Source organism: Mongoliibacter sp. (assembly GCF_007692705.1).
Taxonomy (GTDB): domain Bacteria; phylum Bacteroidota; class Bacteroidia; order Cytophagales; family Cyclobacteriaceae; genus Mongoliibacter.
Map to the genome: position 1 here is coordinate 24,931 of NZ_REBN01000162.1, position 10,586 is coordinate 35,516.

Genomic DNA, 10,586 nt, shown 5'->3' on the forward strand with positions numbered 1-10,586 from the left:
TTATCAAATATAGCAATTCAATAGCAAAAATTTGATTTTGATCAATAAAGTAAACTTTATTTCTCAAATTCACAAAGTGGTAAATTGCACCTAATGAATGAGTTATTTAGCCTCCTACCTGTAAATCTTACGTGAATCCCAGTAGGTTGTTGTACTAGTGAAATACTTATCTGCCTGAATCAGATAATGCCTTTTATTCAATGCCAATAAGATTTTTTCAAATATGGGTAACCTCAGCCTTCTCGAAAAAATGTCATCCATTATGGGGTTTTTAGATCTGTCTTTCTAACTCAAAAACAACATCCAATAGCTCAAAATCTTCTGGGTTTTCACTTCGGAATCTTTTGAGTGAGATTTTTATCTCCCTTCCAGCTTCCGATCTGAAAAGTTTTACGATATCGGAAAGTTCCCAGAAATCAGCTGGAATTCCATTGATACTCATTATTTCATCTCCTACCCTGACGCCCGCCTCATAAGCAGGAGAGCCTTCTCTTACGCTATTGGCGATATACCTGACATCCTCCGTAGGCATCATTCGTGGAATAATACCACTCATATCATAATCAAATGGCACACTGAATTTATTCCCTTTCTTAAAAAGCATTCGTTCTCGCCTGTAGTCAAGGATAAGTTTGGTTTTCCCCAATAATTCTGAGCCGAGGCTTCCCTGTCTTCCACTTTCTTGGATGACGTAACTAAATTCGGTTTCTTCCGGATAAGAAGTAATCACATCCTTAAACTTGAGCCCCCCCAAATTGGTGGATTTGGTACGTCCTATGAAACCAAACAAATCTCCTCCCAATGATCGTCCCAAATCCGACTTTATAGTCTGTGGTGGCAGTTGTATGACATCGGATGTTTCTCTATTGAGCAATAGTCCATGATTGGCTCCAAGGTCTATAAGTAATTTGGCATCAAAGTCCTCGCCACCTATTTGCCTCACTTTTCCATTTATATAGGGTTTACCGTTTTCTATGGACAAAGGGATTTTTCTAAAGCCAAAAGGTCTCCATTTCAGAGCGTCTGATCTGTAAAATGTGATGATATTTTTATCATAATCTATTCTTATTGGATTGTATTTGAAAAACTCATATCCCAAGACCCCGAATACAGGTATACCTATTACCGCTTCTAATTCAAAAAAATCTGAATCCAAGACCAGGACAGTCTGTAATGTACCTTCGATTGGACCTAAATCCAGGTGGTTGCTCGGAGAGACATTAGCTGTAAGAACGGTTTTGCCATCTGCCCCCATCAGGTTAAGCTTTCGGGTATAGTTCAGTTCAAGTTGCTCACCAATAGTCTTACTAAATAAAATATTGGTCTTTACCCCGGTATCAATAAGAAAATTTATCGGTGGGCTGTCATTGATCGAAACAGGTACAATGATCAAATTATTGGAGGCCATAAAAGGAAGCTCAGTCTTTCTTGCGTCTTTTTTGACATAAAAACCTGGAACCTGAGCCATAATGGACAAGAGGAACAAAATATTGAATATAAAACCGTACGAAAGCGATTTAATAAACATGTACACGAGTTAAAATGGGTTAGGTAATTAAGATAAGTATTTTTTTCTACTATATATCTATACTGCTATCAAGGTTACTTGTTAGGAAAAACAAGTAAAATTTTAAATTTCAGCCAATTCCAAACTTTCATCTTGCTTGAAACAATGATTTTTTTGAATAAATCTAAAAAATCCTGCATCTTTAATTTTTAGAAAATATAAGCATGGCCGAGAAATCAGTGGTAGAAAAAGCAAAAAAAATTTTTGAGAACTTTCTGAATCGTCAGGGAAGCAGGAAAACCCCTGAAAGGTTTTCTGTGATTGATGAATTATACGGGTTACCCCAAGATGAGCATATCGATGTTGAAGGCCTCTTTCTACTGATGCGTAATAAAGGTTATACGATTAGCCGTGCTACTATTTATAATACCCTTGACCTTTTGGTAGAATGTGGACTTGCCGTCAAACATCAGTTCAAAGACAAGGTTGCGCTGTATGAGCAGGCATTGACATATAAGCATCATGACCACCATGTATGTAACCAATGCCGTAAAATCCGCGAATTCTCAGATGACAGGCTTTCTTTGATCAAAGAGGCCATGGGTAGGGAATTTCAATCTGCTATCAGTAGCCACTCTCTTGTATTATATGGTGACTGTCAGATTGAAGATTGTGATAACCTTCGTATTATTTAATGTTAAATATTTTTTTGTAAATAGGCTTTCTGTACAAAAACTGAAGATAAAGCGCTGGATATAGCAAAGCCGTCATCAATGCATTGGGTCCTTCATATTCTATCTCATCTTTGATTTCAGCACCCTCTTTAGATTTCACGATCCTATGTTTGTGTTTCCATTTTCCCAAGAAAAATGGCAGTTTTATTCCTTCATCTACAAAATAAAATTCTGATTCGTTTGTATGGTCATCTGTGATTTCAGAAATCCACTTTTGCTTGAAAAATATAAAATTAAGCTCTAGGCTTACCAAATCTCCTTTAGAGGAACCATCAAAGCGAATCAATTTCACAGGGGGAAATGGAGGGCTGAGTTTTTTGAAAAGGCTTTCATTGAAACCTTCTTTCACAGAAAGGTAATCTTGCTCTACTGTTGTACTCAGGTTGATTTTCATACCAAAAAAGACTTTTATCAATTGTATCTATAAAAAAAGCTCCGCCAATTGCGGAGCTTTTTCAATTTATTAATTTAAACGTTTCATGTATTTGAAAAACTCCGAGTCTGAAGACAATATTAAACTTGTATTTTCATCCAGAGATTTTTCAAAACTCTCCATAGACCGTACAAACTTGTAAAAGTCTATGGACTGCCTATTTTTATTGTAAGCAGCAGCGTAGGTATCAGTTGCTTCTGCATCTGCACGTCCTTTGATTTCCTCAGCTTCTCTAAATGCTTGTGATTGTATCTCGGCCAGGTCTCTTTCTTTATCACCTTCTATTTTTCTAGCCTCACCTTGACCTTCTGAACGGAATTGATCCGCGATCCTGTTTCTTTCACTGATCATCCTGTCATATACCCTGTCTCGAACCTCATCTACATAGTTCATTCTCTTAAACCTGAAATCCAATATCCGGACACCTAGATCAGAAGTTCTTTCATTGGCTTTTTCCAGGATTATTTTTTCAATATTGGCCCGGCCTACTTTGATGTCTTCAAGAATTTCTATTTCTTCCATGAAGTCCTCAGTAACTTCTGGTTCACGGTTTCTTGATCTTACCAAGTCCAAAAGATCATTGCTTGCTACTGCATTTCTGGTTTCACCATCAAGGATGTCATCCAGTCTTGACTGTGCAGACCTTTCATCTCTCAGCCTGATGAAAAACTGTAATGGGTTGGTTATTTCCCACCTGGCATAGGTATCTACGAAAATAAACTTCTTGTCTTTGGTTGGAACCTGGTTTCTGTCACCGTCCCATTCCAAGTATCTTTTGTCAAAGAATTGCACTTTTTGCAAAATAGGAACTTTGAAGTTCATTCCCGGGCTTGTTCTCGGCTGACCTACGGGCCGGCCAAACTGTGTCACTATAGCCTGCTGCGTTTCATCCAAAATAAAAATACTGCTGTAAGCCAATATGGCTACCGCAGCGACTAGGATCAATATTATTGTTTTTGTTGCGTTCATGGTGTTGGCGTGGGTTTTACTTTATCAATATTCAAAAGAGGCAGTACATTGTTTCCTTTGTCATCTACGATGATTTTGTTGCCCAATTTTGGAAGCACTCTCTCCATTGTTTCAAGGTAGAGTCTTTGTTTGGTTACTTCCGGCGCTTTGATGTAAGCTTCGAATAGGTTGTTAAACCTCGTAGATTCACCCTGAGCTCGATTTACCCTATTAAGAGCATAAGCTTCGGCAAGCTGTACGGTCTCCAATGCCTCTCCTCTGGCACGTGGAATAACCCGGTTGTACTCTGCTTCCGCCTGGTTGATCAGCGTTTCTCTTTCCTGCTGTGCTTCGTTTACTGCATTGAAAGATGGTTTTACTGGCTCTGGAGGATTGACGTCCTGTAGCACAACCTGATCTATTCGGATCCCATTTTCGTACTCATCGCACATTTCCTGAAGCAATACTTCCACACTAGAGGCTACTTCCTGACGGCCTACAGTCAAAACTTCGTTGACCGTGCGGTCTCCAACAATTTTCCTCATAGCTGCTTCAGACATATCCCTTAGTGTTTTTTCTGCATTCCTTACCCGGAACAAGTACTTGTAAGAATCTACAATCCTGTATTGTACTACCCATTCTACATCTGTGAGGTTTAGGTCCCCGGTAAGCATCATAGATTCATCTCCAAAGCTGCTTTTACTATATTCTGATTGTCTACTTGCGCTAGTTGTTCTGAAACCAAATTCTTGTTTCAATTGCCTCTGAACGGGAATTTTATACATGGTTTCCAAACCATAAGGCAAAATAAAGTTCAATCCTGGCAGCACTGTTCGGTTATACTGTCCAAGTTGTACCACCACTCCTTCTTCTTCGGGGCCTACTGTTTTGGTACTGGTGACTGCCCCAGCCAAAAGTAAAAACCCAACTACGATCCTGAGTGCGTATTTTTTTACCCAGTCTGGATCAATGTTGATCTCATATTTGTTATCTGACATTTTTTATTATTTATTATTGAAATTTTTGAATTATGCTTCTTTTGAACTCAAAAGGTAAGGACAAATATCATAAAGAGCACCAACCAAATCAAATCCATAAAATACCAGTAAAGGGTAAATAGCTTGATCCTCATTTTTTCGAAAGGATTGGTCAGCATGATAATTTCCTGAATCTCATCCTTTTCTTTTTTGTGGTATTGTAAGGTCATGATCAGTGCAAAAATCATTGCTCCACCTAAGTGAAATATATGGATTCCACTTAATACATATAAAAAACTACCTTTCGGAAGTCCTGAAAAATCTATACCCATAGCACCCAGTTCTTTCCAACCGATTACTTGGAGAACGCAAAAAGCCACTCCTAACCAAAAAGTCAACATTAACGTTCGTCTAAGGTCTTTGATTGATTCTTTAAGGAAAAAGCTTAACATTTTAGAAACGGTGTATCCCGAAACCAATATGACAAACGTGCTAAGTATAAATGATTTAGGCATCTTGAAGCCTAAAGAATCTATATTGTTATTGCCGGTGCTGAGAAAGGCGATTGTCATAAATAAAAAAATCAGTCCACTGCCAAACATCCCCAAATACATCAATGTTTGGTAGGGGTGCATATTTTCGATTTTCTGAAACCAGGTTTGTTCTGCTTTTTCCATATTTTCTTTACTACTACCAATAAACATTTTAAGCGGTACTAGGTTCAGCTTTTTTGAATACAATTTGGTAATAAGCCTTTGAAGGAAGAAACTGAATCATTTTCCTAACTTTACGCCTTCATTTAGAAATTCAAGCTTACATTGGAAAAATCCGCCTTTCTTTCCTTATACGAATCAGATCCTTTTGTCCAAACAATTATTTCCAAACTCAATAAGGACGTTGCCTCGTCCTTTCAGTTTAAGGGAATATCAGGAAGCCTGGACCTCATACTTTTTTCTGCTATTTTCAGAAAAAAAGGAGGTTTTCACATTATTGTAGCCCATGATAAGGAGGAGGCTGCCTATTTGAATAATGATCTTCAGGAATTACTTGGCAATCAAACCACCTTGCTTTTTCCTTCAAGCTATAAAAGACCCTATCAGTATGAGGAGATAGAAAACGCAAATATCCTGATGAGGGCTGAAATTCTGAATAGGATTTTGGGAAAGGAAAAAAATTCTGAAATTATTGTGACCTACGCAGAGGCACTCTATGAAAAGGTAATCAATAAAAAGGCCTTGTCAGAAAATACACTCAAAGCCAGGGTAGGCGAAAAAGTGGATCTGGAATTTGTGGCTGAGCTGCTATCAACCTATGATTTTGAAAAATCCGATTTTGTCTTTGAGCCAGGTCAATTTTCCATAAGAGGTGGGATTGTGGATATTTTTTCATATGCCAATGAACTGCCTTTCAGACTAGAGCTTTTTGGAAAGGAAATTGAAAGTATCAGGACATTTGACCCCGAAACGCAGCTTTCTATTGAAAGCATAGATCAGATTAGCATTATCCCAAATGTTCAGACCAAGTTCCTTCATGAAGTAAGACAGTCTTTTTTGGATTTTCTTCCGGAAGAGACTTTCATATGGTTCAAAGATTATCAGTTTACCCTTGATACCTTAGAGGAAAACTTTTCAAAGGCAGAGAAGTCTTTTCAGCAAATCATGGAAGGACAAGGGAACGAAAAATTATTACTTAAACCTTCAGACCTTTTTGACGATGCCGAGACTTTTTTAACAAGTATAAAAAACTTCACTAAAGTAGAGTTTGGGCATAAATTCTATTTCAAAGAAGTGGAGGTGTTGGAATTCGATTCGCAGCCCCAACCTTCATTTAACAAGAATTTTGAGCTGTTGGTGGAAAACCTTGTTGCCAATGAGCGCCAAGGTTGGATGAACATTGTTTGTTCTGAATCGGACAAGCAGATCAATAGGCTGGAAAACATATTTCAGGAACTGGATCCCACCTTACAGGTTCAGTCACTTCAAATAGGTCTTAGAGAAGGGTTTGTGGATAAGAACCTTCGGATTGCCTGTTATACGGACCATCAGATTTTTGAGCGCTATCATCGTTACAAAACCAAAAATAAAACCAGTAAATCAAAAGCCCTTACACTTAGGGAAATCAAAGCCCTACACCCTGGGGATTTTGTGGTACACGTAGATTATGGAGTGGGACGTTTTGCCGGGCTGGAAAAAGTAGATGTTAGCGGAAAGATGCAAGAGGCAGTCAGGTTGGTTTTTAGAGATGATGACCTGCTCTATGTCAATATCCATTCTATCCATAAGATCTCGAAATATTCAGGACAGGAAGGTACCGTACCTACAATGTCCAAATTGGGTTCGCCTGAATGGGAAAACAAGAAAACGAAGGTAAAAGGTAAGGTTAAGGATATTGCCAAAGAACTGATAGCACTCTATGCAAAAAGGAAGAGTGCACCAGGGTTTCGATTCTCTTCAGATTCTGTCTTACAGGTGGAGCTAGAAAGTTCATTTGTATTTGAAGACACTCCTGATCAGGCTTTGGCTACAGCGGATGTCAAAGCAGATATGGAAAAACCATACCCAATGGATCGCCTGGTCTGTGGAGATGTGGGGTTTGGAAAAACAGAAGTGGCCATCAGGGCTGCTTTCAAAGCATTGAATGATAGAAAGCAAGTGGCAATTTTGGTTCCTACCACCATTTTGGCCATGCAACACTTTCAGACCTTCAAGGAAAGGTTGAATGATTTTCCTGTCAAAGTAGAATACATCAATAGGTTTAGAACAGCCAAAGAAATCAAGGAAATCGCCAAACAGGTAAATACAGGTGAAATCGATATACTCGTGGGTACCCACCGTATAGTAAACAAAGATATCAAGTTCAAAGACTTGGGTCTCCTGGTCATAGATGAAGAGCAAAAATTTGGGGTAAAGGTGAAGGACCAACTCAAAGAGATGAAAGTCAATGTGGATGTACTCACGTTGACTGCAACACCCATTCCCAGGACATTGCATTTTTCCTTAATGGGAGCTAGGGATCTTTCAGTAATAGCAACACCTCCCCCGAACAGGCAGCCCGTAACCACAGAAATCCACACTTTTCAGGAAGAGGTCATCAGGGACGCAGTAGCTTACGAACTGCGGAGAGGGGGGCAAGTTTTCTTTGTGCATAACAGGGTGGCCGAAATTGACTCTATTGCCAACCTCATCATGCACCTCGTCCCAGATGCCCGTATTGCGGGGGCTCATGGTCAGATGGATGGAAAGAAGTTGGAAAAAATCATGGTGAAGTTTATCGAAGGAGAATATGATGTATTGGTGTCTACCAACATTATCGAATCCGGCTTGGACATTCCAAATGCCAATACCATTATCATCAACAGGGCGCATATGTTTGGGCTTAGCGACCTGCATCAGATGCGGGGTAGGGTTGGAAGAAGTAACAAGAAGGCCTTTTGTTATCTTTTGACAACACCTACTACAGGCTTGACACCTGAGGCAAGAAAGAGACTTCAGACACTTGAAGAATTTTCTGACTTGGGTGATGGGTTTAAAGTGGCCATGAGAGATTTGGATATCCGTGGAGCAGGAAATATGCTTGGAGCCGAACAGAGTGGATTTATAACTGATTTGGGCTTTGACATGTACCACAAGATTTTGGATGAGGCAGTTCAGGAGCTGAAAGAAAATGAATTTGCAGCCTTGTTTGAAGTGGACCTTAAAGAAAAAGTCCAGGTATTGGTTCAGGACTGTGTCATAGAGACTGATTTCGAGTTATTGATTCCCGAGACATACGTTTCTAATATTTCTGAAAGACTCAACCTTTACTCAAAGCTGGATAACATCAAGACAGAAGAGGTGTTGCAGCCATATATCAAATCAATCAAGGACAGGTTTGGTCCTATTCCGGACGTGGTGGAAGATTTATTTGAAACAGTACGACTTCGATGGTTGGCGGAAAGTCTTGGTTTTGAAAAAGTTGCTTTAAAAAATGGAGTGATGAAATGTTATTTTGTTCCCTCCTCCAAAGAAAGTTATTACAAGTCAGATACTTTTGGTAAAATCATTCGTTTTGTACAGACCCAAGCAAAAAGTTGCAAAATGAAGGAATATAAAAACAGGCTGATCCTCAACATTTCAGGGGTGGATAGTATTCAAAAGGCCAAAAAATGGCTTGATGATATGAAAAAAGAGTAAAAAATATAAAATATTTAATGGCAGGATAATTGCTTTTAGGGGAAAGATATTTGTATTATCCTTTGAATATTAGCCTTTTTCGCCACTTTTGGACTTTTGGCTATAAAAAAAATTCTTTGGGATAAGATATTAATGATTATATATTAGCGTTCTAATTGTGCACAAAAAACAGTAATGTAAATGGTTTTTCGAAAAATTAACTTTGGAATGATTGCAGCAGTATTGCTGATTGTTGGCGGAGCCATCCTTTCTTCCTGTAACAGACAAACCGGCTATGGCCGAAGAAGCGCAAACAAGCCTGGAAAGGTCAGTGCTTCAACAGGTGCTGATTTCAGCAAAGAGATCAATGATAGCTCCAAGTTTTTTGTAGCTAAATTTGCAGAACAAAAAATAGGTCCGAGGTTGAAGTATATTCAGGGTGGCCGTACAGTTCTTGGTTCACAAGAGCAAGATGTCATGGGTTTTAGGGATAACCTGGAAAGAACAGTTACCATTGCTTCTTTTTATATGGATGAGACTGAAGTGACCAATGTGGATTACAGGGAATTTCTCTTCTACATGGGTAAAAATGTCAGTGCAGATTCCATTCTTAAACTCGAACCTAAAGAGCATGTATGGGCTGGAGCCATGAACTACAATGACCTTTATGATACTTATTACTTCAGGTTCCCTGGATTTAATTTTTACCCGGTAGCAGGTGTTTCCTGGACCCAGGCAAATGCATATTCGAAGTGGAGAACTGAGTTTGTATCCAATATCATCAGAGAGCAAAACAATGTGGATTCTGCGCTTTCCAAAAGACAATTGATTGAAAGAGGTGTAGCCATTGCAGAATATAGACTTCCAAGTGAAGGTGAGTGGGAATATGCAGCTAAAGCCATGATTGGTACGCAGTATATGGACGAGAACCAAGAAAATGGAAGGATTTATCCTTGGGATGGCAGAGGCGTAAGAAACCCTTATAATATTAAGAGAAAAAGCAGACAAGGTGATTTCCTTGCCAACTTCAAAAGAGGTAGAGGCGATTATGCAGGTATAGCAGGTAGTAAAACCAATGATGGTGAAATCCTTCCTACCAATGTATATGATATGCCTCCAAATGATTTTGGACTTTATCATATGGCTGGAAACGTGAATGAGTGGGTAAGCGATGTTTACCGTCCACTTTCCTTCCAGGATTTTGATGACCTCAACCCTTTGAGACAAGATGGTATATATGATGAGGAAGAGTCTTACACTACCATGTTGATTACAGATGAGTTCAGGGTTTTCAAGGGAGGTTCTTGGAGAGATGTAGCTTATTGGTTGACTCCAGGAGCAAGAAGATTTACACATCAGGATTCAGCCACAAACCATATTGGTTTTAGATGTGCGATGATATCGATAGGAGCAAAAGGAAAATAATCAGTTGATTATAATTGTATAAGGAAGAGGAAGCCCAAAAGGCTTCCTTTTTTTGTGTTTTGTTCACGCTTAACTTGTCCCGAATCGGGAGACGCAAAATATTGCAAAAAAGGGTTCACGCGGAGGAAGCAAAGAAGCCAAGGATCGCAAAGAATTTTTAGGAAGGCACTTTAGGTGATTTTTTGATAATTGAGCTGATTAGTACCCTTAGCCTTTAAAGACTGCAAAGATATCTGCGATAATCAGCGTGATCCACGGGAGAATAAAGTCCCGCTGATATGCGCAGAAGGTAGAGAGAGTAAAAACCTTTACCTTGTCATGTCGAGCGCAGTGAGACATCTTTAAGGGTGTAGGATAAAGGGTTCACGCGGAGGAAGCAAAGAAGCCAAGGATCGCAAAGAATTTTTAGGA

General features: G+C 39.2%; 8 protein-coding genes. 3 read left to right on the forward strand and 5 right to left on the reverse strand.

The genetic code is table 11. From position 1 onward, the window contains the following. Window positions 1-271: 271 nt before the first annotated feature. Window positions 272-1,528: an aspartyl protease family protein gene (locus EA341_RS10670; RefSeq protein ID WP_293013979.1), complete on the reverse strand. Its 1,257-nt coding sequence runs from the start codon at window positions 1,526-1,528 to the stop codon at window positions 272-274. A 203-nt stretch (window positions 1,529-1,731) separates the two neighbouring features. On the opposite strand from EA341_RS10670, the gene EA341_RS10675 reads away from it, so the two are divergent. Further along, a complete protein-coding gene (locus EA341_RS10675; RefSeq protein WP_293013982.1) occupies window positions 1,732-2,202 on the forward strand; it encodes a Fur family transcriptional regulator in 471 nt (156 codons plus the stop codon). Here the strand turns inward: EA341_RS10675 and EA341_RS10680 are convergent. The 4 genes from EA341_RS10680 to EA341_RS10695 all read right to left on the reverse strand — a co-directional run bounded on the left by EA341_RS10680 (window position 2,195) and on the right by EA341_RS10695 (window position 5,276). Then, complete coding sequence (locus tag EA341_RS10680; RefSeq protein WP_293013984.1) at window positions 2,195-2,635, reverse strand: hypothetical protein; 441 nt, start codon at window positions 2,633-2,635, stop codon at window positions 2,195-2,197. The genes EA341_RS10675 and EA341_RS10680 overlap by 8 nt on opposite strands. Before the next feature lie 69 nt (window positions 2,636-2,704). Next, complete coding sequence (gene hflC, locus EA341_RS10685) at window positions 2,705-3,643, reverse strand: protease modulator HflC (protein WP_293013992.1); 939 nt, start codon at window positions 3,641-3,643, stop codon at window positions 2,705-2,707. Then, window positions 3,640-4,620, reverse strand: a complete 981-nt coding sequence (gene hflK / locus EA341_RS10690) for an FtsH protease activity modulator HflK (protein ID WP_293013995.1) — start codon at window positions 4,618-4,620, stop codon at window positions 3,640-3,642. The genes hflC and hflK overlap by 4 nt, the downstream gene beginning before the upstream one ends. A 47-nt stretch (window positions 4,621-4,667) precedes the next feature. Beyond that, window positions 4,668-5,276, reverse strand: a complete 609-nt coding sequence (locus EA341_RS10695) for a cytochrome c oxidase subunit 3 (RefSeq protein WP_293013997.1) — start codon at window positions 5,274-5,276, stop codon at window positions 4,668-4,670. A gap of 141 nt (window positions 5,277-5,417) precedes the next feature. On the opposite strand from EA341_RS10695, the gene mfd reads away from it, so the two are divergent. Further along, a complete protein-coding gene (gene mfd / locus EA341_RS10700) occupies window positions 5,418-8,771 on the forward strand; it encodes a transcription-repair coupling factor (protein ID WP_293014000.1) in 3,354 nt (1,117 codons plus the stop codon). Window positions 8,772-8,951: 180 nt separating this feature from the next. Beyond that, window positions 8,952-10,175: a gliding motility lipoprotein GldJ gene (gene gldJ, locus EA341_RS10705; protein ID WP_293014003.1), complete on the forward strand. Its 1,224-nt coding sequence runs from the start codon at window positions 8,952-8,954 to the stop codon at window positions 10,173-10,175. The last annotated feature ends 411 nt before the right edge of the window (window positions 10,176-10,586 follow it).

Bases quoted from the DNA above. Each gene is read 5' to 3' on its own strand.
- EA341_RS10680 (WP_293013984.1), bottom strand. From the start codon at position 2,635: ATGAAAATCAACCTGAGTACAACAGTAGAGCAAGATTACCTTTCTGTG.
- hflK (WP_293013995.1), bottom strand. From the start codon at position 4,620: ATGTCAGATAACAAATATGAGATCAACATTGATCCAGACTGGGTAAAA.
- EA341_RS10695 (WP_293013997.1), bottom strand. From the start codon at position 5,276: ATGGAAAAAGCAGAACAAACCTGGTTTCAGAAAATCGAAAATATGCAC.
- hflC (WP_293013992.1), bottom strand. From the start codon at position 3,643: ATGAACGCAACAAAAACAATAATATTGATCCTAGTCGCTGCGGTAGCC.
- EA341_RS10675 (WP_293013982.1), top strand. From the start codon at position 1,732: ATGGCCGAGAAATCAGTGGTAGAAAAAGCAAAAAAAATTTTTGAGAAC.
- EA341_RS10670 (WP_293013979.1), bottom strand. From the start codon at position 1,528: ATGTTTATTAAATCGCTTTCGTACGGTTTTATATTCAATATTTTGTTC.
- gldJ (WP_293014003.1), top strand. From the start codon at position 8,952: ATGGTTTTTCGAAAAATTAACTTTGGAATGATTGCAGCAGTATTGCTG.